Below are 21,204 nucleotides of genomic sequence, written 5' to 3'. Positions count from 1 at the left end.
CTACGGCTTGGTGGTGATTGGTGCCAGGGTTGAACCTGGCGTTGATTTGGGCGATGCTTCACCGAGAATGCGTTCGATCTCGGCAGCGGACCGATGCGCCTCAGCCAGCGCGCGCAGGTATTGGGATTTGGCCTGGAATAAGGTGCGCTGGGCGTCCAGCACTTCAAGAAAACTGAACTTGCCCAGTTCGAAGCCCTTGGTTGCAGCGTCATAGGCGCTTTGCGCACCCGGCAGAATGTCCCGCTGTAGCGACCCCACCTCCTGGCGTGCTGTATTCAGGCGTTCATGCGCTTGCGCCAGTTCATTGGATAGGCGGATCTCGGTGACGGAGAGTTCATCCCGCGACTTGTCTGTACGACGCAGTGCTTCCAACAGATTGCCCTGATTACGATCGAACATCGGGATTGGGATCGAAAGACCGACAATCGCCTGGTCGAGACCCACCTGCTCGTTGCGCATCGCACCCAGACTCACGGTCACGTTCGGAATGCGTCGGCTGCGTTCCACCTCCTCCAGTGCTTGACGGCGATCAACCTCGATCTTGGCTCGTAACAGCTTGGGCGAGGTGGCAAGACGGCTGTTCAGATCGGCCAGCGCGGGTAGTGGCGGCAGAGCCTCAAGATCACTCTCGACAAGCTCGAAACGGGGTATCGCGTTACCCCAAGTACCGGCGAGACGTTTGCGTGCAGTCGCCAGCTCACTGCCAGCCAGCGTCCATTCAACCCGGACACCGGCTTCGGCCACACGCGCTCTGGTTTCTTCGACCGGAGATACCTTGCCAGCGGCGACCCGACGCGATGCGGCACTGGTTGCACGTTGCGCGAGTTCGACCGACGCCTGCGCAAGCCGCAAACGCTCCTGCGCAACGAGTACGTCATAAAAGGCTGCCACCACGATTGCATGTATCTCGGCGCGCTTGATGTCCAGTTCCGCCGACGCAGCTTCGCGTCCTCGCTCGGCGGCATCAATCCTGGCAGCACGTTTACCGCCAAGCTCGATCGGCTGGTTCAGCTGTAGTCTCGTGATCCGCGTCGCTCTGCGCGTATCCTCAATGGAAGTTGCAAACTCCGGGTTCGGCCGTACTTGCGCCTGGATGATCGTTGCTTCGATTGCCTCCAATTCGTGCCCGGCGGCCGACAGCTCCGCGTTGGCACCAAGCGCTAGTTTCAGCGCCACCTTTAGGGTGAGTGGGCCAGTCGGTTCGGTCGCACGCGGCGCGCTGACATTGCTTGTCCCAATAGCGCCACCGCGCATGGCATCGGTCGTTTGTGCAAAAGATGGGTTGAAAAACAGCGCCGCCAACCCAAGCGGCAATAGACGTCTTCGCATCGAATTCTCCAAAAATAAAAGGATGAATCCGGCGAAACGAACAACACAAGCTAAAAAGCCTGTACTAGTTTGAATAGTGGCATCCGTCCCGCCGTGTCAGGCGAGAATGTGCCACTTGGGACGTTCTACTCTAGCCAGAACGAGAGAAGAATGAATCCGTTCGTCGCAATGCAACGAAGACTGCGAGGATAGAACAGGGGTGTGAGCAACAAGCACGCTCGGAAGAGCCAAGAAACTAGACATATGACAGTGATCATGCCCAAGGTCTAGCTTTCCGGACTGCTTATCTGAGTGGTTCTTCTCAAAAAAATCCCTATATTCGTCATCGTGATGACCGAAGTGCTGTGCGGCTTTCCCCTGCTCGTGCCCACAATAGCCAGCCGCCGCAGCCCAAGAAGCTTGGAGCGGAAGTACACATAACATGAATACCAAGAGAAGGCGCATGGTTTGATAGTAACTACTTCGAACTCCTCCTGTCAATGACAATCGACAACCCTGTTGGAGTGACACGCGCCCTTCCATGCGCAGGCCGCTTTTACCGGCATCGGCATAGGTACGGACAATCTCGATGCCGCGCCGGGCAGCATACTCACGAATTTTGTCAGCCTGATTTTCAGTAGAATACTGCTGGTGCTCGGTCGACATCCGAACATATTCCACCGCCCGCGTCAGGATAGGTGCCTCTACCCCGTCATCACTTGGTTCGCCTTGTTGCATAGTATCGATCGCCCCGGTTGGTTTGCAAAATTGGCTCTCGATCACTCGTCGTTGCTGCCATCAAGGCAAGCAGGAAGGCGGCAAATTGAGTTCCATGCAGGATGTGCAGAGAGCGCGCATGGGCAATATGGTATTCGTCTCCGTCTTGCTTTCCGAACACGTCATCTCTTTGCAATATCGACGTCTGGCTTGCGCTCACTGGAATGCACCGTAATCTCTACAGTCCATACGTCCATCTTTGCAATTCCGTCTTCCGTGACCAAACGGAGGTGATAAATCCCCGATGGCAACGGAATCACTGGAATTGACGCGTCCATCTTTGCAATTGGGGCAACCGTGGCCTTGGCATTGCGCTCCTGTTGCAAGGCGCGATTGCGTTCGACATACTTTGGGTGAGACGCGCGGTATTCGCGCCAATAGTCCGAATTGCGCTGACTCCATGCCTGCTGCGCCCGCGCTTGATTGTCTTGGTAGTCAGGATCAGACTGAAGCTTGTGACGTTGCCACTGTCGTCGTCGCTCGCGCTGACAATCCGGCGATGAACAGTATGATTGCTGCGGAATTTGGGGGCGTGGCTTGAAAGACCGACCACACGCGATGCACTGCTTGTACTCCATGACATGCTCCATACACAAAAACGTGTATTGGGCATGTGGAACGGGACATCAAGCCATTGATGTCAGCACAATTGACTGGCAAACAGCGATGAGACCACTCCTGAAAGCAATTAGATCACTTGGTTGATCACCTGCTCAAGTTGTCGTGTTGCCTCAAGAACATCTGCAAAGTCAGGCACCTCTCCAAAAATCATTCCTGACATCGCTTGGTAATCACGCTTGAGCGCGTCCTCCATTTCAGGGGTCGGAGTGATCGCAAATGTTCCGGGCTTGGCATGTATTAGGTCCAAATCCGTGCTGTTGAAAAACATGAGTGCGTGGCGCGCGCAGTCATGCGCAAGGGCGCGATCCCTTGCTGCCCGCTGCCCCACGGGAGATCGGCTAAGTTTGTAGATGTCGTAGTAGTGCCGTGAAACGCGATGCCCGTGCTGGCGCAATGCACCCCGGTTGTCATACCAACGACGCAGACCATGCAGAATCACGACCTTGTCCCAAAAAGTGCGCTCGGCATCAATGGTAACTACGTCCGACACGATGAGATTGGTCGTCGGCATGTCGTCTGCCACATAGGGCTGAATGGAAGCGGACCGATGCGGATCAAGAGCGGATTTTGCGCCAGCTTCGATCTTAACCGTTGGCTTCACGTACTCGTCTGGATTGGTGCTCACTGATGGATACCGCACCAGCAGCGTCTGTTGATCCGGATCGTCAGGGTCCTGAACTACGGGGTCTTCTGTTATTGAGACACCCGCATCGTGGAATGCCGCTTTAATTTGCCGATTCAGCCGTTCCTTGAGTGCACCTTGGATGTAGCCTTGGCAGGCTTGCTTAATTGCCTCCAAGCGAAGGCGCTGCTGTTTACCAGAGAGCCCCTCCAAATCACCCACTTCAATATCCTGACCAATGTCCTCGCGGAACACGGTGATGTCGATGTCTTCAGAAAACCGGGAGATCAGCCCGTATGCCTTGGACAGCGAGGTGCCACCCTTGAATAGCAAGCGAGGCTCGCTGACATCACGACCGTTAAACAGCAGATCGAGAACCCACGACACCCAGAAATCTTTTTCCACATTCTGGAGCGGTGTGCCGAGCCGATTGGCTGTCGCCAAGAACAGGCCACGACGATCCTCTGGACTGGCGGCGATAACGCGTAGAAATTCGGCATTCATAGTTTAGCCTCAGTAGTGACGGGTTCCGATCTGGCAAGCAAATCTCGAATCCACCGTTGCATCCACGATGGTACGGTGTGCAAACCAGATTGCAGATCATCACGAATCGCGACTCCTTGGTTTGAGTCGTGTAACAGTCGTGTGAGCTTGGCTTGAATCGCATCCTGATCGATTTGGGTGTTATCTCTCAAGCCATCGCGCAGCCAGTAAAGTGCCTGTACCACCCGCATCGCTGGATGACCTGCCCAGTAGAGCTTGCTCGGTGCTGTCAGTTTAAACTGGAGAATTAGCTTACCCAACTGAATCGGGCGTAGCCGTCCGTCTGTATGCACAATGACTTGCCCCGGCACAGCATTGGTTAATCCAAGATCGTTGGCTGCCGTCATTCCGTCAATCAGCACCCGCACTTGATCACGGCGACCGACAGCATCTATCACACTACGGTAATCAGGAGATGCGGGCTGCCCCGTGAGCGTGTTCACCCTAAGCTGGTCATACAACCCCCGATCAATGCGGCGCAAATCATTACTGGTCACCATACGCTGCAGGGTCTTGTCCACCGCATCGCGCCCTCCCAGGTCGAGAAAATCCGCCGGTGTCCAAACTTTGGATATCGGGGCTTGGCTGATGCGTTGCATCACCTGCGATTTAATAGCAATGGATTGATTGAGCACGGCACACTCCTTGTCCGATAAGTATATACATATTTCGGACAACATCAAGAGCACGAATGACAAACCCGGCTGTTGAAGCAGATCGATTCCAAGCACATGGAACGCGGGTTCAATTCCCGATCGCGCAATTGAACCCGCGTCCGAATCCACTCTACCGACAACGAAACAACCGGTGAATTTCCTGATAAGATGCTTGCCGAATAAGGGATTTTTGCAAGTTTCCACATCTATCCGAGAGTCCTAGCAGGCGTTGTGATAGTTTAAATTGACACGGGGTGCAACCCCACCACCAATAATAAGGACTCAGACACTCTCTGAGTCCTTTTCTTTTCCCCATAATCCCGCACACAGCGGCTTTATTTTCAATAGGTTGCGGACTTCGCATCTCACCACCGCACTCAAGATTGGTGGCTATTTTCTCTCTCCGCGCCGATATTCTCTGCCGACTCTCCAACCAGACATAAGCCGAAGTCCGCAAAAGCATGAAATTTTTCATTATAATTTCAATGGATTACACGCGGACTCAGATGAACGGTTTGACATGAGATTTGGTAGGCGGCGGAAACCGCCCCATTCAGCGAGTGGAGAATGCTTGAAGGTCGAGGGCTAGAACGCCTTACGAATACAAAAGATAGAGGATGAACGGATGCTGCAACTACATGACTTGTTTGACCCACAGCAACTGAAAACCATCGAGGACGCCCCCCTGTTCATGGGGATGAGGCATCCGACTTGGTTCCCCCTTTTTGGCGAGCAAGCACGCAGCATCGACTATCTGGTGCACTCCGCTGTACGGAACATCAGCCAGGAAAGCAACGGCGAGGAGTGGCTGCGCGATCTAACTTCGCGACTCATGGATATGCGAGCCGGCTTCGCTGTTCATCCCACAGCGCCGGCGGATCAACCGCCATGTCGAACAGGAGCACATCCTCCGGCAGCGAGTCATCCAGAATCGCCGCGATGATCCATGGCGGCAACAGCGTCAGATTGACCATCCGGCTGACGTAGCTGTTGTCCACGCCCTCGCGGGCAGCCAGTTCGCGCATGGTTTTCACCTCGCCCGATTCCAGCATGGCCAGCCAGCGATATCCGCGCGCCAGCGCCAGTTGCATGGCAGTCGGTTTCTTCGGCGAATTTGCCATCCCCTCCTCGCCGTTAGGCAGCGTGATTTTCTTGCACCCGCCCCGCCGCTTGATCTTGATCGGGATGTTGAGCGTCAGTGTGCCGTTGCTGAACGGCACGGCTTCGGCCTGACCTTCGATTTTGATGGAACTCATGCTATGGACTCCTCTGCCGCTGGTTGCATCTCCCTGATGATCTGACCGATACCATTGGCATGCAGGCGCAGTTCAATGTTGGTCGGCGACACCACCACTTTTTCCACTAGCAGCCTGACGATGCGCGACTGCTCCGCCGGGAACAGTTGATCCCAAACCAAATCCAGCCGAGTCATGATCACGGTGATTTGTGCCTCGTCGATGTCTGCATCGAGATTTTTCACCTGCGGCACGATTTCGCCGATCATCGCCGGATTGCGCATGATGCCGCGCAGCTGGTCGAGCACCGCGCCCTCCAGTTGGGCCGCTGGCAATCTCGGCAAACCCGATGCACCGGCATATTCCTTGGTATCACGTTGCGGGATGTAATACCGGTAGCTGCGTCCGCGTCTGTTGGTGGAGTGCCAAGGCGACAAGGCATAACCGTCGCTGCCGAATACAATCCCCTTGAGCAGGAACGGCACCTTGGTGACGCGGGTAGTTTTGGCGCGCAGCCGTCCGTTGATGGACAGGATGGCCTGCACATCGTCCCATACCTGCTGGTCGATAATCGGAGGATGCTCTGCGCGATACCACTGCTCCTTGTGCCGCAATTCCCCAAGATAGGTGCGGTTGTTGAGCACCTTGTACAGCAGGCTTTTATCGATCGGTTTGCCCGTGCGCACCTTGCCGTCCTGTGTCACCCATGCCTTGGAAGTGGCTCCGTCCAGCCGCATTTCCTTGACCAGCAAAGTGGTCGATCCGATCTCGACGAAGCGTTTGAAGATGTGGCGCACCAAACTGGCTTCCTTGGGATTGGGCACCAGTCGGCGGTTTTCCACATCGTAGCCCAAGGGCGGGATGCCGCCCATCCACATACCTTTTTTCTTGCTGGCGGTGATCTTGTCGCGGATGCGCTCGCCGGTGACCTCCCGCTCAAACTGGGCAAACGATAGCAGGATATTGAGCATCAGCCGCCCCATACTGGTCGTCGTATTGAACTGCTGGGTGACGGAAACAAACGACACACCGTGACGCTCGAACACATCGATCATGCGCGAGAAATCTGTCAGGCTGCGCGTCAGGCGGTCGATTTTGTAGACCACAACAATATCGATCTTGCCTTCCTCGATGTCCGCCATCAGGCGTTTCAGGCCGGGGCGCTCCATGTTGCCGCCAGAAAATGCCGGATCGTCATAATCGTCGGCCACCGCGATCCAGCCCTCGGCACGTTGACTGGCGATATACGCATGCCCAGCATCACGCTGGGCATCGATGGAGTTGTATTCCTGATCCAATCCTTCTTCACTGGATTTGCGCGTATAGACGGCACAGCGCATGCGGCGCTTGATGGGCTGATTCATTTCCGGGCTCCTTTCTTGGGTTTCTTGGCGGTTTCTTGTTTGCGCAACCCGAAGAACAGTGGGCCAGACCAGCGGGTACCGGTGATCTCGCGGGCGATGACCGACAGGTTGTCGTAGCGCCGCCCTTGGTATTCGTAGGTGCCTTCGGCTTCGATGGTCACCCAGTGCTCAACGTCTTGATACAACCGGGTCAGCACAGTGCCAACCGGCGGGATGTAATGCTTGGTTGGCGTTTGCATCTTGCCGCGCTCGATCAGGGTGGCGATCCGGCGTTGGTTGCTTTCCAGCATGTTGCGGTCGACCTTGCGGAATTCGATCATCTGCAGCTTGTGGGCAATGCGCCGTTCGAGGAACTGCCGGTTGTGCGTCGGCGTATCCCCGCCGTACAGGCGTTTCCACAACGCCTTGATCGCCGCCATGTCCAGGCTGGGCAGCTGGGTGATCTGTGCCACCACCGATGGCGGCGTCACGAATGGGTGGGTTTTCTGGTTCATGCAATCTCCTTTCTGTTGCGTGGGTTGGAGACCGCATGAACGCTTCGTTCCGGCGGTATAGCAAGCTCAAACTCGCTCTCTGGGGCAAGGCTTTGCTGCGGCATTCTCAAGCGGGCAATGCCGCGTGCCAGCAACTGGCCGACCTCCTGCCTGCGCTGCTCGACCGTCATCCGGTCCGGTGGGGTTTGGTTCACATCCATCATTGGGTAGCACTCCTTCTGTCATCAAACTCGTCGATGCAGGGATTGTGATCTGCCGAATGGGCAATCTGGTGAGAGCGTTGCGAACGATTGCGAACAGATGCGAACCAGTAATTAGGATGTGTGTATTTTTTTGACTAGAGAACGACCGTTCTCTACAATATCACTCATGACAATATCCAAATCCAAATCGTCCAACGACCAGGAACACTTGGCGCGACTACAGGCGTACTACGCCGAGTACCGCACCTTTCCGTCCTATGCCCGGCTGATGGATTTGCTCGGCTTCGCCTCCAAGTCCGCCATCAAGAAGGTGCTCGAACGGCTCGAAGCTGCCGGAATGCTCGAGCGCACTCCGGATGGCGACTGGGCTCCCAGCGACCATTTTTTTGAACGCACGATTGCCAGTCAACCGGTTCCGGCAGGTGCGCCGGTCGCGGTATCCGACGAGGCCTGCGAGCAGGTCATGCTGGATCGCTTCCTGATCGAGAAACCGGCGCAAACGGTGATCATTCGGGTCAAGGGCGAATCGATGATCAACGCAGGCATACACAGCGGCGATCTGGCCATCGTCGAACGCCGGACTCATGCCCAGCCCGGTGAACTGGTGGTTGGCATCGTCGACGATGAGTTCACGCTCAAGACGCTGGGGCGCGACAAGGCAGGTTTTCATCTCATTCCGGCCAACCCGGATTTTTCAATCATCCGCCCGCAGGGCAAGCTGGAAATTTTTGGGGTCGTTGTCGGCCTGGTGCGCAAATATACGTAAAAGGAAAATCACTCATGAAGGACATGGAGAACTTTACTCGCCTGGCCAACAAGGCTCAGCCCTTATTGCTTCAAACATGGCTACAGGATTTTGAAATACCGGCACCACCATCGGATGAGGCCGAGATCAAGCCTTGGCGCAAATCGTTGCAAGAAACCATCCATGGGCTCGATAACATCCGCCGTGCCAACATCGAGGGAATGGCAGAGCGCATCGTGGTGCTTGCCGATCGCGCCGGACAGGAAGCCATCACCAGCCTTCGTGAAATAATTCCAGACATCGAAGAATTGGATGCACAGCCGGATGCCTTCAATCGCTCGCTTTGGTTATTTGTGAAAGCCCCGCAGCGCTTTGCCGAGTCGGAAGATTCCCGTTTCGCAATCGAATATCGAATGAGCCCTCGCCTCTACAGTGGCTTTGAGGGGCCAGCCGAACAACCTATTCAACTGGATCAGGTTAGACTGGATGTATTGAAGGAAAAGGTGCGCGACACACTGGGCATTCAGGGTTCGATACTGATCGAGCACTTCGTGCGATCAGCATTCTCGGACAACGATGACGATGTCTCGCTGCACCACATCACAGTGGCATACAACGCCGAACAGAACAGCTACGAGCACATCGTCGACAATCAGATTGAAACGACATTTTACGTGCCCGCCGAAAAAGTTCATCTCACCTATGAACCCCAAAGCGGCACCATTGAGATTTACTCAAGCAGCGTTCATTCGGCCCGACGCGATTTGGCGAGAGTGTTTGCCGACACCGTCCTGCAACGTGAAATTGAGGGCGAACCGATCCAGTTGCGCGAGTTCGATCTTGAAAGTCTCGCATCTCCGCGTGAATTTCCAATAGGCGATGAACCAGTCGTAAGCGTGAAACTGCAAATGATCAAATTCCGACAGGATGGTTATCGATCAGATGATAAGGGAAAGAAGCGCCCGGTCGACAACACCTTGGCCATTCAGGCTGACCGTCATGATTCACGGACTATCTTCGAGGTGGCGAGAGACGAATTTCAGTTGTCGGATTTCTCATCGCTGGTGGTCAAGCAAGTGAAGATTGCGATTCACCTGGCCAAACAGCCGGGGCAGAGAGCACGCAGCATTCCTGTGACGATCACTGCCCCCAACAACTGTTCAAATTCCGGACTGACGGAAAATGACCGCCAGCTTCGTGATCGGCTACTCGAATCCTGGGGCATTCTCGTAAAATTCTGACATGCTCAGTCTCGATAGCGTCCTCTTCGCATTCCAGTTATTCGAGAAAGGGTTGATCCCTTTCTCGGCAACCCGCCACCGCCCGAGAGAAAAGCTGGTGGCTGAACTCCTGTCCGTTCAGGCTCTGCAGCCTGCAGGGTTCGCATCGCACATTTTTATCCCTGCACGCGATGGCGACATAGATGTGGAAATCGAGGTGGACACCGAAAAGAATTTGGCTTGGTATAAGTGTCCGGAAACCCATAAAAGGCGCAGCGTCCCTTTGGATGAAGCCCGTCTGTTGCAGATTTCGCAAGACTGGATCAAAACCTACCTGTGCGAGGGTCTTGGTATGCCAGCCCACCATCGGCGCATGCAACTGCTGGAACACGATGCGCTGTGGTATCTGGGTAGCGCGGTAATCGATCGCGCGCAGACCAACATCTATCTGGCACGATCAATGAAAACCCGCTGCGACAGCATCGTGCAGAAATTGCATTCGCAGCCGACACCGCCCAGCGCCATTGTGATTTCTCTCAACGCGCCCCCCGTCGCCTCGGTTGCCATCCCTGCCAACACTCATTTGGCTATGGTGGACATGTTGTATGTCACCGGCGAAACCGGTGCACGCATCAACCTGCCTTACCTTGAATTCCTTCTGGGCGGAAGCACCGATGGCATGTCATTGCCGGAAAGTTATTTGAAACGCCAAGGCAACAGCATCGAACTTTGCCTGCGTGGGCGCAAGGAGGCCTTCTCTGGCATCCAAGCTGACATTATCACTTTGCTCTGGGAGCATCGGGATTTCGGATCTGGGCTTTCATGGAAAGAGATTGCCGACAAAACGCATTCAGGTGCGCGCGGAATTGATGACGCCATGGGGGGGAAATCGAAGCGCGAACTCTGGATCGAAACTGTCAGCCGAGGCAGATTCCGGTTGAAATCGGCCTGACTGAGAGTGTCATCCTCAAGTTCGACCACGTGAGCGTTTGAATGCTCTCAGGCTCTGGGTGGAAAACATCTGGTTGCGCCCCACCATCTGGCTCGGAACAAGTTTGCCGGACTGCACATAACGACGCAGCGTCGGGACGGAAATCTCGAGATATTCCGCTGCTTCCCATGCAGAAAACATTTCCTGATGCAATTGACCGAACACTTGTTCGTGGGTGAAATCATCCTCGCGGAATGCATTGCCAGTCAACAATGTGAAAAACTTGATGCGTTCCCCGGCAGGCATACGCTTCATTTCAGAATACAGGTCTTCAGCTGTCAGTGCATGGCTCATTTCGATCCTCCTCTTCCACCCTCATGCCGCAAATACTGTTTCAGTTCGTCGTAAAAATTCTCGTGTGATCCCACCTGATAAAAATCGATGATCAAAAACTCGACCGGCAGATCATCGTCGGGGGGCCGATAAGCCACCAAGTATTCCTGGCGATTGAAACGGAATTTGTAAACCCGTATGCCCGCCAAGTCCCCCACTTTGAGTTCGCCGACATCAGGCATCTCGCAAACCACCTCAACAGCATCCTCAATCGCCAATTGCAGGGGTTTGTGCGCCTTCTTGACGTACTGGACAAAGGGTCGTTTGTAATTCGGCTTCATGCGCTCATATTAGATATGTATTTATCTCATGTCAAATCACGACCTATTGCCGCGTGGCTGAAACCATTCCAGCCATTCATTGCATAACGCCAACCCACCTTTGGCTGAAACTCAGTAAATTTTTCAGTAATTCGGCTGGTATTCCCTCAGTAAGCCCGAACTCGAAACTGCCTCTGCGATTTCGCACACAACCGTAGAGGTATCAAATGACCGTAAAACATCTTAATCAGCAAGAACTTGCTGAACGCTGGGACTGCAGTGCAGCATCCCTCGAACGCTGGCGTTGCGAAGGCATTGGCCCGGTTTTCATGAAACTTCATGGGCGGGTTCTGTACCGCATCGAAGACGTGGAAGCCTATGAGGCTCAGTGTCTGCGAACCAGCACCTCCCAACCACTGACAGCAGGAGGTGCAGCATGAGCGACCTCATGATCAATACCGGCTCCCTGCCGGAACTCTCTGTCAGCCAACTTGTCGCGCTACCACAGCAACAACTGCAGGAGTTTGACCTGTCGCTCAACCTGATGGCGACATGGATCAAGCAGTCGCGCGACCGGCTCAATACCGCGCTGGAGCAACGCTACGGCGAGCAGGCCCGGCAGTCCTTGCAGGAATCCGGACGCGATTTTGGTGTGACGCATATCGATGACGGCGCGCTGCAAGTGACCTACGAGTTGCCCAAACGTGTCTCGTGGGATCAGAAGCGTCTGGCCGAGATGGCAGAACGCATCACTGCCGCCGGAGAGAACGTTTCCGACTTCATCGACGTCGATTACTCCGTGTCGGAAAGCCGTTTCAAGAACTGGCCATCCACTCTGCGCGAACAATTCGAGGCAGCACGCACCGTAAAACCCGGCAAGCCCAGCTTCCGTCTGGCACTGGTGGAAGGAGGTGCAGCATGAGCCTACCCATCATTTCCGCCGACCAGCGCCGCGCCGAAAAGCGTGGAGTGAAGATGGCCCTGCTCGGCAAGAGCGGCATCGGTAAAACCTCCCAGCTCAAGACGCTGGGCACAGACATCACGCTGTTCATCGATCTGGAGGCAGGCGATCTGGCCGTGGCCGAATGGTCGGGCGATACCATCCGTCCACGCACTTGGCCGGAGTTCCGTGATCTGGTGGTGTTCCTTGCCGGTCCGAATCCGGCACTGCCTGCCGATCAGCCGTTCTCGCAGGCGCACTTCGACCATGTCTTCCAGACCTACGGCGACCCGGCACAGCTCGACAAGTACGAGACCTACTTCTGCGATTCGATCACGGCGCTGTCACGCCTGTGCTTCACCTGGGCCAAGGCGCAGCCTGCCGCGTATTCCGAGCGCACCGGCAAACCGGACAGCCGGGGTGCATATGGATTGCTCGGGCAGGAAATGATCACCGCGCTCACCCACCTGCAGCACGCACGCGGCAAGAACGTGGTGTTCGTCGCCATCCTGGACGAGAAGATCGACGACTTCAACCGCAAGGTGTTCGTGCCGCAGATCGAGGGCAGCAAAACCGCGCTCGAGTTGCCCGGCATCGTCGATGAAGTTGCCACCCTCGCTGAACTCAAGGCCGACGACGGCAGCAGTTACCGCGCCTTCATCTGCCACACCCTCAACCCATGGGGCTTCCCGGCCAAGGACCGTTCAGGTCGTCTGGACATGCAGGAAGAACCCCACCTCGGACGGCTGATCGCCAAGTGCGCAGCCCCCGCCACCCCATCTGACAAGGAATAAATCATGAGCATGAACTGGAACGATTTCAACGACGCCGAACAACAAACCTCTTTCGACCTGATCCCCAAGGGGACGCTGACCAAGGTCCGCATGACGATCAAGCCGGGCGGTTTTGATGACGCCGCACGCGGCTGGACCGATGGTTATGCCACCGAGAGTTTCGATACTGGCTCGATCTATCTTGCCGCCGAGTTCGTCGTACTGGAGGGCGAATTCGCCAAACGCAAGCTGTGGAGCAACATCGGCCTGCACTCCCCCAAGGGCGATGCCTGGGCCAACATGGGCCGCACCTTCATCCGTGCCGCGCTCAATTCGGCCTATGGCGTGCTGCCCTCCGATCAGTCTTCCGAGGCGCAAAACGCTCGCCGTATCGGCAGTTTCAGCGCACTGGACGGCATCGAGTTCGTCGCCCGCATCGATGTCGAGAAAGACAGTAAGGGCGAGTACCGCAACACCATCAAGCAGGTGATCGAGCCAGACCACAAGGATTATGCACGGCTGATGGGGGTGCCTCCGAAGGCTGGTACCGCTCCTGTCGCCGCTGCACCGCAGGCAAAACCGGCCACGCCATCCCGTCCTGCATCTGTCGGCAAACCGGCATGGGCACAGTGAGGAGTTGATGATGAAAAATCAACGCTGCGGCAACTGTCGCCATTTGGACAAAACGAGCGAAACCGACATTGGGGGAATGCGCATCGCCAGATGCGCACATCCTGCCGGTGTGGTGATTGGCACGACCGAAATCAAGAACGATTTCGTCGAGCTGGATGCGCAATGCAAACAGCATGCTCCCCGCTTACGCTTTGGAGGTAAGCATGCATGAGCAAGTGCTGGATTTGTTCACGCGAGGCGCGTGGCTTTGGAATCACCGATACGCGGTATTCCATCGCCGATCCCCGGCGCTACCCGGTCGATTGGGTGTTCTGCTCAAAACGGTGTCAGGACGCATTCCATCGGTTCTACAACCTGCGCACCGAAGCGGAAGACAAGGGCAAGGAGCTTCCCATGATTGATGCGACCGAATACGAGCAGGCCGCCATCCGCCGTTGCCTGAAGGCCTTCGGCGAAGCGGCTGGCGAGATTGGCTTTGATAAGCCGCTCGGCCAGTACAGCGAGTCCGAAGCACTCAAGGTCTGCGATGCGATCGTTTCCTGCTTTGTGGACGCGATGGCCGAACGGCACGCCTCGACGGCATTCCCCGCAGTGCGGGGTTTGCCGAACGTGGTGCAGGACCCGTTCGCCGATCTAAAGAGCGATCTGCCGTGGGAGGAACCTCAGCCCCAGAAAGGCGGTGCGTGATGCTGGATTTCAATCACCGCCCCAAGGTGCATGAGGTCGTGACCTCGCACATCGATGCTGCACTCACCGCCGAACGTGCCGGACAGGAACGGCGCACCTATCTCGGCGCATCCCGTCTGGGCGTAGCCTGCGACCGGGCGCTTCAGTACGAGTTCGCGGGAGCACCAGTCGATCCCGGTCGTGATTTCGATGGCCGGGTGCTGCGCATCTTCGAGGTCGGCCATGTGCTGGAAGATCTGGCGATCCGCTGGCTACGTCTGTCCGGTTTCGATCTCTACACCCGCACCCGCTCGGGTGGCCAGTTCGGATTCTCGGTGTGCGACGGGCTGATTCAGGGACACGTGGATGGCATCGTCATGGCCGCACCCGCCGATCTCGGTTGGTCATTCCCGATGCTGTGGGAGTGCAAAACCATGAACGCGCAGAACTGGCGGGATTGCGTCAAACGTGGCGTGTCAGTGGCGAAGCCAGTCTATGCCGCGCAGATGGCAATCTACCAGGCGTACATGGAATCCACGGTCGAGGGCATCAGCCGCAACCCGGCGCTTTTCACTGCCATCAACAAGGATACGCAGGAATTGTGGTTCGAACTGGTGCCGTTCGATGCGGTGCTGGCACAACGTGCTTCGGACCGTGCCGTGAAAATCATCACGGCCACCGAGCACGGAGAACTGCTGCCCCGGTCGTTCAGCGATTCCACCCATATCGAGTGCAAATTCTGCAGTTGGCAGGATCGCTGCTGGAGGCCCGCATGAACGCAGCCCTCATCCCCACACATCCGAACCGGCCCTTGGTCGGGATTCGGGCGATTGAACGACTGCTCCTGCGTCATGCCTTCGCACCCAAACCGGAAACCAAGCTCATGGTCGCGGTGATCTGTCAGGGCATGGCCGATGCCGTGTCGGTGGACGACTACGTCCGGCGCAGGGCGATTCGCTTCCTGAAGGGACACAACCTCGAGCGCATCGCCGATCTGATCGGCCTGCATCCGGAGTTTGTCCGTCAGGTAGCACGGCAGGCGCACTACCTGCCTCCGATCGTGCCCTCCTTCCACAAAAAATCCAAAAGAAAGTCAGGTGCAAAATGATGGACTTCAACGACACCCCATCCCAGCAAGTCCAGCCACGCGAATCGGATCGCGACGAAGTTCGTAACGCGCTGCTGCTCCGGCTGGAGTCGGTTCTGCTCACGCTCTTCCCGGCAGGCAAGAAACGGCACAGCAAATTCCATATCGGCGATGTGCTGGGCAGTCCCGGCGACAGCCTGGAGGTCGTACTCACCAGCGACAAGGCAGGACTCTGGACGGACAGGGCCATTGGTGACGGTGGCGATATTTTTGATCTGGTCGCGCGACACCATGGCTGCGATGCTCATAGCGATTTCGCCACCGTGCTCGATCATGCCCGCGATCTGGTTGGACGTGCCCCGGTGCAGACGACACGCAAAGCCAAACGCGAAGCACCAGTCGATGACCTCGGGCCTGCCACCGCCAAATGGGACTACCTCGACCGCGACGGAAAACTCATCGCCGTGGTGTACCGCTACGACCCTCCGGGCCGTCGCAAGGAGTTCCGGCCATGGGATGCCAAGCGGCGCAGGATGGCACCGCCCGATCCGCGTCCGCTGTACAACCAGCCGGGCATGGCAGCATCCGATGTCGTGGTACTGACCGAGGGCGAGAAATGCGCGCAGGCCTTGATCGCCCATGGTGTATGCGCCACCACCGCCATGCACGGTGCCAAGGCACCTGTGGACAAGACCGACTGGTCGCCGCTGGCAGGCAAACGGGTATTGATCTGGCCAGACAAGGATAAACCCGGCTGGGAATACGCGCAGGATGCCGGTCAGGCTGCTTTGGCTGCCGGTGCCATCTCGTGTGCCGTCCTGTTGCCGCCCGAGGATCGCCCCGAAGGATGGGATGCTGCGGACGCCATTGCAGACGGGTTTGATGTGGCCACATTCCTTGCCAGTGGCCCGCGCATGGAAATGCATCTCCCGGACGATGCGCCCGATGTGGAAACCGATGCCCAGTCCGAACAGACCGTGTGGGGCACGGACGATGCACTGGCACTCTCGTTCACGCGTCGCTACCGCCACGACTGGCGGTATGTCGCGGCATGGGGCAAGTGGCTGATGTGGGACGGTCAGCGCTGGCGCACCGAAGACACGCTGGCGGCCACCGATCTCATCCGGCACGTCTGTCGTCATGCTGCGCTGCGCACTGAAAACCCAAGAGTCGCTGCCAAGCTCGCTGCCGCCAGCACCGTCGCATCAGTTGAGAGACTGGCGCGTGCAGATCGCCGCCATGCAGGCACGACCGATGAGTGGGATGCCGACATCTGGCTGCTCAACACACCGGGCGGTATCGTCGATCTGCGCACAGGCCGGATACGTCCGCATGACCGGCGTGACCGGACGACCAAGATCACCACGGCCACCCCCAAGGGCGACTGCCCGACCTGGCGACAGTTTCTCGATGAGGTGACGGGTGGTGACAAGGAACTGCAGGCCTATCTGCAGCGGATGGTTGGCTACGCGCTGACGGGTTCCACCCGCGAGCACGCCCTGTTCTTCCTGTACGGCACGGGGGCCAATGGCAAATCAGTGTTCGTAAATACGCTGGCGACGATCCTCGGCGACTACGCCACCAACGCAGCCATGGACACCTTCATGGAAACGCGCACCGATCGCCATCCGACCGACATGGCCGGACTGCGTGGCGCTCGCTTCGTAGCCGCCATCGAAACCGAACAGGGGCGACGCTGGGCAGAATCCAAGGTCAAGAGCCTGACCGGCGGCGACAAGATTTCCGCACGCTTCATGCGGCAGGACTTCTTCGAGTTCTTTCCGCAATTCAAGCTGTTCGTCGCAGGCAACCACAAACCAGCGATCCGCAACATCGATGAGGCGATGAGGCGACGACTGCACCTCATTCCCTTCACGATCACAGTACCACCCGAGCGGCGCGACAAGCATCTGCAGCAAAAATTGCTGGCCGAACGTGATGGGATTCTGGCTTGGGCGCTTGAGGGCTGTCTCGAGTGGCAGCGCATCGGACGCCTCGATCCGCCCCAGCAGGTAGTCGATGCCACCGAGGAATACTTCGAGGCCGAGGATGCGCTGGGTCGCTGGCTGGATGAGCGTTGCGTGCGCGTCACCACCGCCAACTCCCTGACTGCGGAACTCTTCAACGACTGGAAACAGTGGGCTGATGCGGCTGGCGAATTCGTCGGCTCGCAACGGCGCTTCTCCGATCTGCTCATCACCCGAGGACTGGAGAAGTGGCGCAACAGCTCAGGCATCAGAGGGTTTCGCGGCATTGGACTGAAGGAGCCGCCCAAGCCTGCCTACACCCCATACAGCGATAACTGATGCCATGAAAAACAATCCGACTGACGCAGTTGACGCTGTTTATCGTAAGTCTCCATACGTGCGCGCGTGCGCACACAATATAGGGGTTTCGACAAACTACGTCAGCTGCGTCAGTCCCCACGAAAAAAGGACTGACAACATGAACAAAACTCTACTCGCCCTCGACCTGGGCACCACCACCGGATGGGCGCTGGCAGCCCGTGACGGCAGCATCACCAGCGGCTCTGCATCGTTCAAGCCGCAACGCTTCGAGGGAGGCGGCATGCGCTTCCTCCGGTTCAAGCGCTGGCTCACCGAGATCAAGCAATCGGCAGATGGCATCGATTCCGTGTACTTCGAGGAAGTGCGTCGGCACCTCGGCGTGGATGCTGCGCACGCCTACGGCGGATTCATGGCGCATCTGACCGCCTGGTGCGAGCACCACCAGATTCCGTACCAGGGCATCCCGGTCGGCACGATCAAAAAACACGCGACAGGCAAAGGTAACGCCAGCAAGGACGAGATGATTGCCGCTGCGCGCCATCTTGGCCACTCCCCGGCAGATGACAACGAAGCGGATGCGCTGGCTTTGCTCGCTTATGCCCGCAGTCTGGAGGTGTGACATGAAACCACAACCCTATCGCTGCCCGCTGGGCAAGCTGCAACCCAATGTCACCGATCTGGAGGCGATCAAGGAATCCGGTTGGCGCGAGCAGCACATCCTAGTGGTGCAAGAAACGGACGAGCGGCTGGATTTCGTCGAGCGTGAATTCGTGCGCCGGATCGGCGAACGACTGTATGGAGGTAAACGCCATGGATGACTGGACACCCGAAAGTGTTGCGGCCAGATTTACCGAGGCAGCGGAAACCGCGCGACGCCTGCCACCTGCCCGAGTACAGGGCTACCTCAACGTCTGGCCGATCCTGCTGCGTATGGCACCGGAGCAGAAGCCATGCGATGAGGAGCGTCACTTCCCACCCACTCCGGCAGCAGTCGAACGGATGCTGGAGGCGATGCGCTGGATGCAGATGCTGGATGTCGAATCCCGGCACATCGTCTGGATGCGGGCCGACCACTTCGAGTGGTCACAGATCGCCAAACGCTTCGGCTGCGCAGTGCGCACTGTCCAGCGCAGGCGGAACATCGCGCTGTCGATTCTGGCCGAAAACCTGAATGGCATGAGTGTAGTTGCGGCAAGTTGCAAAGCGGTTCGAAATCATGCAGAGAGATGAGTATTTATGCGGGTTTCAGGCCATTTTTAGGGTGTCGCATTTCGGGGAGATTTTGCGTATATTCCTGACATGGTCGAAGTTTGCACGACCACCTCCGACACACATCAACCGCCCCCTCCGGGCGGTTTTTTTACGCCCATGGAAAACCTCAACATCGAATACCGACCGGTCGATTCACTGGTGCCCTACGTCAACAATGCGCGTACCCACAGCGATGAACAGGTCGCCCAGATCGCAGCCAGCATCCGCGAGTTCGGCTGGACCAACCCCATCCTGGTGGATGGCGAGCGTGGCTTGATCGCCGGACACGGCAGGCTCAAGGCGGCTCGCGTGCTGGGACTGACGCAAGTGCCGGTGATCGAGTTGTCGCATCTGTCGGCTGCGCAAAAGCGCGCCTACGTCCTGGCCGACAACAGGCTGGCCGAGAATGCCGGATGGGACAAGGAACTGCTGGCACTGGAACTGTCGGAATTGCAGACCTCCGAATTTGATCTCGGTCTGCTGGGCTTCAGTGATGATGAACTGGACGACCTGCTGAATTCCGGTGACAAGGAAGGTTTGACCGACGACGATGCGGTGCCGGAAGTGCAAGAAGTCGCCGTCACCCAACCGGGTGACATCTGGCTGCTTGGCCAGCACCGCCTGCTGTGCGGCGACTCCACCAAGGCTGACGATCTCAAGCGCCTGATGCGGGAGGAACTGGCCGACATGGCGTTCACCGATCCGCCCTACAACGTCAACTACGCCAATACCGCGAAGGACAAGCTGCGCGGCAAGAACCGCCCGATCCTGAACGACAACCTGGGTGACGACTTCGGAACATTCCTCACCGATGCCTGCACGAACCTGTTGTCGGTGACCAAGGGCGCGGTGTACATCGCAATGAGTTCATCCGAACTCGACACCTTGCAGGCAGCCTTCCGTGCTGCCGGTGGCAAGTGGTCGACGTTCATCATCTGGGCCAAAAACACATTCACGCTCGGGCGCGCGGATTACCAGCGCCAGTACGAGCCGATCCTGTACGGGTGGCGCGACGGTGCCGATCACTTCTGGTGCGGTGCACGCGATCAGGGCGATGTCTGGCAGATCAAGAAACCCGCCAAGAACGACCTGCATCCGACCATGAAGCCGGTCGAACTGGTCGAGCGCGCCATCCTCAACAGCAGCAAGTCGCGCGACATCGTGCTGGACTTGTTCGGTGGTTCTGGCACTACGCTGATCGCTGCCGAGAAGTCCGGTCGGCAGGCTCGGTTGATCGAACTTGATCCGAAATATTGTGATGTGATCGTGCGCCGCTGGCAGGAGTGGACGGGTTTGCAGGCCACCCGTCAGTCAGATGGCCTGCCATTTGACTCCGTTGGCGCTATTGAGCATCAATCCGATAAACCCGATCTCGCCCCGGCTCTTTGACCGAGGTAATTTCCAACCCCAGTTTCTTTTTGAAGGCTCCGGCAAAGGTGCCGCGCACGGTGTGCTGCTGCCATCCGGTGGCTAGGCAAATCTCGCTGATCGTGGCTCCCTCCGGGCGCTTGAGCATGGCGATGACCTCGGCCTGCTTGCTGTTGGCTCGTGTGCGCCGAACGGTGGCGTCTGCTTGGGTTTCCTTGACCATCTCGGCCAAGGACTCAGTTTGCATCGCAAGGCCACGAGCAACCTGTTCCGGGGTCAGGCTGCAATGCACACCGCAGGCCTGATAGCCCTCGGCAGCCACGCACCAGCCCTCTCCGTCGCGGGTGATAAGCGCACGGTTGAACATGGCGTCGAGCACCTTACTTCGTGCGCCGCCCTTGACGTTATCGGGGAACCACTCGATTTTGCCTCCGGTGTGTTGCACGGCGTGCTCGATGATTTGGCGCTGGGTATCGGTGAGTTTGATGTCAGTCATTTTGATCTCCTTGGGTTACTTGGTTTGTTGGGATTGCTGGCCTGCGAGGTAGGCGGCTTCGAGGGCTGCCTTGATGCCCCACACCGACACGTCGTGGAAATCCAGTCGGTCGCTGTGGCGGGTTTCGAGGGTTTCTACAAAGAGGTGCTGCTTGGCGATGGTTTCGAGAATCTGGTTGAGGGCTTGGGCTTTCATGTTGTTGCTCCTTAAACGTTGTGGATTTTTGCGGCCTTGTCGAACCCGACCCAAACCCCGTTTTGGTCCAAACCGCGCGCGGCGAGTTCTTCGCGGGCCAGCCTGTTGAGATCCAACTCGCCGCGTGCTGCTGCG

Annotated in this window: 29 protein-coding genes; 16 read left to right on the top strand and 13 right to left on the bottom strand. The window is 57.3% G+C overall.

Going from position 1 to position 21,204, the window contains the following annotated elements:
• From DM08_RS09700 to DM08_RS09660, 9 genes are all read right to left on the bottom strand, one after another.
• Nucleotides 1–1,329, bottom strand: coding sequence for a TolC family protein (locus tag DM08_RS09700; RefSeq protein ID WP_035384471.1), 1,329 nt, complete (start codon nt 1,327–1,329; stop codon nt 1–3).
• 96 nt (nt 1,330–1,425) lie between these two features.
• Nucleotides 1,426–2,091 (bottom strand): recombinase family protein, encoded by a 666-nt coding sequence (locus DM08_RS13070; RefSeq protein WP_035384470.1) that lies wholly within the window; start codon nt 2,089–2,091, stop codon nt 1,426–1,428.
• Nucleotides 2,092–2,207: 116 nt separating this feature from the next.
• Nucleotides 2,208–2,663 (bottom strand): hypothetical protein, encoded by a 456-nt coding sequence (locus tag DM08_RS09690; protein WP_035384469.1) that lies wholly within the window; start codon nt 2,661–2,663, stop codon nt 2,208–2,210.
• A gap of 110 nt (nt 2,664–2,773) precedes the next feature.
• Nucleotides 2,774–3,832, bottom strand: coding sequence for a nucleotidyl transferase AbiEii/AbiGii toxin family protein (locus DM08_RS09685; RefSeq protein ID WP_035384468.1), 1,059 nt, complete (start codon nt 3,830–3,832; stop codon nt 2,774–2,776).
• On the bottom strand, nt 3,829–4,506 hold the full coding sequence (locus DM08_RS09680; RefSeq protein WP_051938099.1) for a DUF6088 family protein: 678 nt from the start codon (nt 4,504–4,506) through the stop codon (nt 3,829–3,831). Before DM08_RS09680 ends, DM08_RS09685 begins: the two co-directional genes overlap by 4 nt.
• 851 nt (nt 4,507–5,357) lie before the next feature.
• A complete protein-coding gene (locus DM08_RS09675; protein ID WP_035384467.1) occupies nt 5,358–5,783 on the bottom strand; it encodes a hypothetical protein in 426 nt (141 codons plus the stop codon).
• Nucleotides 5,780–7,126, bottom strand: a complete 1,347-nt coding sequence (locus DM08_RS09670) for a recombinase family protein (RefSeq protein ID WP_035384466.1) — start codon at nt 7,124–7,126, stop codon at nt 5,780–5,782. Before DM08_RS09670 ends, DM08_RS09675 begins: the two co-directional genes overlap by 4 nt.
• A complete protein-coding gene (locus DM08_RS09665) occupies nt 7,123–7,620 on the bottom strand; it encodes a DUF2924 domain-containing protein (RefSeq protein WP_035384465.1) in 498 nt (165 codons plus the stop codon). The genes DM08_RS09670 and DM08_RS09665 overlap by 4 nt, the downstream gene beginning before the upstream one ends.
• Nucleotides 7,617–7,823, bottom strand: a complete 207-nt coding sequence (locus DM08_RS09660) for a hypothetical protein (protein ID WP_035384464.1) — start codon at nt 7,821–7,823, stop codon at nt 7,617–7,619. The genes DM08_RS09665 and DM08_RS09660 overlap by 4 nt, the downstream gene beginning before the upstream one ends.
• Nucleotides 7,824–8,031: 208 nt before the next feature.
• Between DM08_RS09660 and DM08_RS09655 the strand changes: the two genes are divergently transcribed.
• From DM08_RS09655 to DM08_RS09645, 3 genes are all read left to right on the top strand, one after another.
• The gene (locus tag DM08_RS09655; protein WP_237560264.1) at nt 8,032–8,589 is read left to right on the top strand and encodes a LexA family protein; all 558 of its coding nucleotides are present in this window, start codon (nt 8,032–8,034) and stop codon (nt 8,587–8,589) included.
• Nucleotides 8,590–8,603: 14 nt separating this feature from the next.
• On the top strand, nt 8,604–9,809 hold the full coding sequence (locus DM08_RS09650) for a hypothetical protein (RefSeq protein ID WP_035384462.1): 1,206 nt from the start codon (nt 8,604–8,606) through the stop codon (nt 9,807–9,809).
• A 97-nt stretch (nt 9,810–9,906) separates the two neighbouring features.
• The gene (locus tag DM08_RS09645) at nt 9,907–10,740 is read left to right on the top strand and encodes a hypothetical protein (protein ID WP_152555819.1); all 834 of its coding nucleotides are present in this window, start codon (nt 9,907–9,909) and stop codon (nt 10,738–10,740) included.
• A gap of 15 nt (nt 10,741–10,755) precedes the next feature.
• Here the strand turns inward: DM08_RS09645 and DM08_RS09640 are convergent, their stop codons facing one another.
• Together DM08_RS09640 and DM08_RS09635 are read right to left on the bottom strand one after the other, a co-directional pair.
• Complete coding sequence (locus tag DM08_RS09640) at nt 10,756–11,073, bottom strand: helix-turn-helix domain-containing protein (RefSeq protein ID WP_035384460.1); 318 nt, start codon at nt 11,071–11,073, stop codon at nt 10,756–10,758.
• Nucleotides 11,070–11,393 (bottom strand): type II toxin-antitoxin system RelE/ParE family toxin, encoded by a 324-nt coding sequence (locus tag DM08_RS09635; protein ID WP_035384459.1) that lies wholly within the window; start codon nt 11,391–11,393, stop codon nt 11,070–11,072. The genes DM08_RS09640 and DM08_RS09635 overlap by 4 nt, the downstream gene beginning before the upstream one ends.
• 206 nt (nt 11,394–11,599) lie before the next feature.
• Between DM08_RS09635 and DM08_RS12600 the strand changes: the two genes are divergently transcribed.
• The 13 genes from DM08_RS12600 (at nt 11,600) to DM08_RS09575 (ending at nt 20,399) form a co-directional block, all read left to right on the top strand.
• Nucleotides 11,600–11,812: a helix-turn-helix transcriptional regulator gene (locus DM08_RS12600; RefSeq protein WP_081908851.1), complete on the top strand. Its 213-nt coding sequence runs from the start codon at nt 11,600–11,602 to the stop codon at nt 11,810–11,812.
• A complete protein-coding gene (locus DM08_RS09630) occupies nt 11,809–12,294 on the top strand; it encodes a hypothetical protein (protein ID WP_035384458.1) in 486 nt (161 codons plus the stop codon). Before DM08_RS12600 ends, DM08_RS09630 begins: the two co-directional genes overlap by 4 nt.
• Entirely contained in the window at nt 12,291–13,106 is an 816-nt protein-coding gene (locus DM08_RS09625; protein WP_035384457.1) for an ATP-binding protein, read from the top strand. The genes DM08_RS09630 and DM08_RS09625 overlap by 4 nt, the downstream gene beginning before the upstream one ends.
• A gap of 3 nt (nt 13,107–13,109) precedes the next feature.
• The gene (locus tag DM08_RS09620) at nt 13,110–13,718 is read left to right on the top strand and encodes a hypothetical protein (protein ID WP_051938084.1); all 609 of its coding nucleotides are present in this window, start codon (nt 13,110–13,112) and stop codon (nt 13,716–13,718) included.
• 10 nt (nt 13,719–13,728) lie between these two features.
• Nucleotides 13,729–13,929, top strand: a complete 201-nt coding sequence (locus DM08_RS09615) for a hypothetical protein (protein WP_035384456.1) — start codon at nt 13,729–13,731, stop codon at nt 13,927–13,929.
• Nucleotides 13,926–14,405 carry a DUF6511 domain-containing protein gene (locus tag DM08_RS09610; RefSeq protein ID WP_035384455.1) on the top strand — a complete coding sequence of 160 codons (480 nt, stop codon included), beginning with the start codon at nt 13,926–13,928 and terminating at the stop codon, nt 14,403–14,405. Before DM08_RS09615 ends, DM08_RS09610 begins: the two co-directional genes overlap by 4 nt.
• A complete protein-coding gene (locus DM08_RS09605) occupies nt 14,405–15,160 on the top strand; it encodes an isoleucyl-tRNA synthetase (RefSeq protein ID WP_035384454.1) in 756 nt (251 codons plus the stop codon). The genes DM08_RS09610 and DM08_RS09605 overlap by 1 nt, the downstream gene beginning before the upstream one ends.
• A complete protein-coding gene (locus tag DM08_RS09600; RefSeq protein ID WP_051938082.1) occupies nt 15,157–15,492 on the top strand; it encodes a hypothetical protein in 336 nt (111 codons plus the stop codon). The genes DM08_RS09605 and DM08_RS09600 overlap by 4 nt, the downstream gene beginning before the upstream one ends.
• Complete coding sequence (locus DM08_RS09595; RefSeq protein WP_035384453.1) at nt 15,489–17,777, top strand: phage/plasmid primase, P4 family; 2,289 nt, start codon at nt 15,489–15,491, stop codon at nt 17,775–17,777. The genes DM08_RS09600 and DM08_RS09595 overlap by 4 nt, the downstream gene beginning before the upstream one ends.
• Before the next feature lie 139 nt (nt 17,778–17,916).
• Nucleotides 17,917–18,378 (top strand): crossover junction endodeoxyribonuclease RuvC, encoded by a 462-nt coding sequence (locus DM08_RS09590; RefSeq protein WP_035384452.1) that lies wholly within the window; start codon nt 17,917–17,919, stop codon nt 18,376–18,378.
• Between the two features lies 1 nt (nt 18,379).
• Nucleotides 18,380–18,577, top strand: a complete 198-nt coding sequence (locus DM08_RS09585) for a hypothetical protein (RefSeq protein ID WP_035384451.1) — start codon at nt 18,380–18,382, stop codon at nt 18,575–18,577.
• Nucleotides 18,570–18,989 carry a DUF6362 family protein gene (locus DM08_RS09580; protein WP_035384450.1) on the top strand — a complete coding sequence of 140 codons (420 nt, stop codon included), beginning with the start codon at nt 18,570–18,572 and terminating at the stop codon, nt 18,987–18,989. The genes DM08_RS09585 and DM08_RS09580 overlap by 8 nt, the downstream gene beginning before the upstream one ends.
• A gap of 138 nt (nt 18,990–19,127) precedes the next feature.
• A complete protein-coding gene (locus DM08_RS09575; protein WP_035384449.1) occupies nt 19,128–20,399 on the top strand; it encodes a site-specific DNA-methyltransferase in 1,272 nt (423 codons plus the stop codon).
• On the opposite strand, the gene DM08_RS09570 is transcribed toward DM08_RS09575, so the two are convergent.
• On the bottom strand, nt 20,353–20,874 hold the full coding sequence (locus DM08_RS09570; protein WP_035384448.1) for a DUF3489 domain-containing protein: 522 nt from the start codon (nt 20,872–20,874) through the stop codon (nt 20,353–20,355). The genes DM08_RS09575 and DM08_RS09570 overlap by 47 nt on opposite strands.
• Nucleotides 20,875–20,889: 15 nt before the next feature.
• Nucleotides 20,890–21,069 (bottom strand): DUF6900 domain-containing protein, encoded by a 180-nt coding sequence (locus DM08_RS09565; RefSeq protein WP_035384447.1) that lies wholly within the window; start codon nt 21,067–21,069, stop codon nt 20,890–20,892.
• Between the last annotated feature and the right edge of the window lie 135 nt (nt 21,070–21,204).

This window comes from Ferriphaselus sp. R-1, from assembly GCF_000746095.1.
Classification (GTDB): Bacteria; Pseudomonadota; Gammaproteobacteria; order Burkholderiales; family Gallionellaceae; genus Ferriphaselus.
The sequence above is the reverse complement of the archived record's forward strand: the minus strand, read 5'-3'. Positions and strand labels throughout refer to the sequence as shown.

Bases quoted from the DNA above. Each gene is read 5' to 3' on its own strand.
- DM08_RS09640 (WP_035384460.1), bottom strand. From the start codon at position 11,073: ATGAGCCATGCACTGACAGCTGAAGACCTGTATTCTGAAATGAAGCGT.
- DM08_RS09600 (WP_051938082.1), top strand. From the start codon at position 15,157: ATGAACGCAGCCCTCATCCCCACACATCCGAACCGGCCCTTGGTCGGG.
- DM08_RS09615 (WP_035384456.1), top strand. From the start codon at position 13,729: ATGAAAAATCAACGCTGCGGCAACTGTCGCCATTTGGACAAAACGAGC.
- DM08_RS09570 (WP_035384448.1), bottom strand. From the start codon at position 20,874: ATGACTGACATCAAACTCACCGATACCCAGCGCCAAATCATCGAGCAC.
- DM08_RS09675 (WP_035384467.1), bottom strand. From the start codon at position 5,783: ATGAGTTCCATCAAAATCGAAGGTCAGGCCGAAGCCGTGCCGTTCAGC.
- DM08_RS09565 (WP_035384447.1), bottom strand. From the start codon at position 21,069: ATGAAAGCCCAAGCCCTCAACCAGATTCTCGAAACCATCGCCAAGCAG.
- DM08_RS09650 (WP_035384462.1), top strand. From the start codon at position 8,604: ATGAAGGACATGGAGAACTTTACTCGCCTGGCCAACAAGGCTCAGCCC.
- DM08_RS09665 (WP_035384465.1), bottom strand. From the start codon at position 7,620: ATGAACCAGAAAACCCACCCATTCGTGACGCCGCCATCGGTGGTGGCA.
- DM08_RS09685 (WP_035384468.1), bottom strand. From the start codon at position 3,832: ATGAATGCCGAATTTCTACGCGTTATCGCCGCCAGTCCAGAGGATCGT.
- DM08_RS09660 (WP_035384464.1), bottom strand. From the start codon at position 7,823: ATGATGGATGTGAACCAAACCCCACCGGACCGGATGACGGTCGAGCAG.
- DM08_RS09580 (WP_035384450.1), top strand. From the start codon at position 18,570: ATGGATGACTGGACACCCGAAAGTGTTGCGGCCAGATTTACCGAGGCA.
- DM08_RS09635 (WP_035384459.1), bottom strand. From the start codon at position 11,393: ATGAAGCCGAATTACAAACGACCCTTTGTCCAGTACGTCAAGAAGGCG.
- DM08_RS09670 (WP_035384466.1), bottom strand. From the start codon at position 7,126: ATGAATCAGCCCATCAAGCGCCGCATGCGCTGTGCCGTCTATACGCGC.
- DM08_RS12600 (WP_081908851.1), top strand. From the start codon at position 11,600: ATGACCGTAAAACATCTTAATCAGCAAGAACTTGCTGAACGCTGGGAC.
- DM08_RS09590 (WP_035384452.1), top strand. From the start codon at position 17,917: ATGAACAAAACTCTACTCGCCCTCGACCTGGGCACCACCACCGGATGG.
- DM08_RS09690 (WP_035384469.1), bottom strand. From the start codon at position 2,663: ATGGAGTACAAGCAGTGCATCGCGTGTGGTCGGTCTTTCAAGCCACGC.
- DM08_RS09575 (WP_035384449.1), top strand. From the start codon at position 19,128: ATGGAAAACCTCAACATCGAATACCGACCGGTCGATTCACTGGTGCCC.
- DM08_RS09630 (WP_035384458.1), top strand. From the start codon at position 11,809: ATGAGCGACCTCATGATCAATACCGGCTCCCTGCCGGAACTCTCTGTC.
- DM08_RS09620 (WP_051938084.1), top strand. From the start codon at position 13,110: ATGAGCATGAACTGGAACGATTTCAACGACGCCGAACAACAAACCTCT.
- DM08_RS09585 (WP_035384451.1), top strand. From the start codon at position 18,380: ATGAAACCACAACCCTATCGCTGCCCGCTGGGCAAGCTGCAACCCAAT.
- DM08_RS09610 (WP_035384455.1), top strand. From the start codon at position 13,926: ATGAGCAAGTGCTGGATTTGTTCACGCGAGGCGCGTGGCTTTGGAATC.
- DM08_RS09625 (WP_035384457.1), top strand. From the start codon at position 12,291: ATGAGCCTACCCATCATTTCCGCCGACCAGCGCCGCGCCGAAAAGCGT.
- DM08_RS09605 (WP_035384454.1), top strand. From the start codon at position 14,405: ATGCTGGATTTCAATCACCGCCCCAAGGTGCATGAGGTCGTGACCTCG.
- DM08_RS09700 (WP_035384471.1), bottom strand. From the start codon at position 1,329: ATGCGAAGACGTCTATTGCCGCTTGGGTTGGCGGCGCTGTTTTTCAAC.
- DM08_RS09595 (WP_035384453.1), top strand. From the start codon at position 15,489: ATGATGGACTTCAACGACACCCCATCCCAGCAAGTCCAGCCACGCGAA.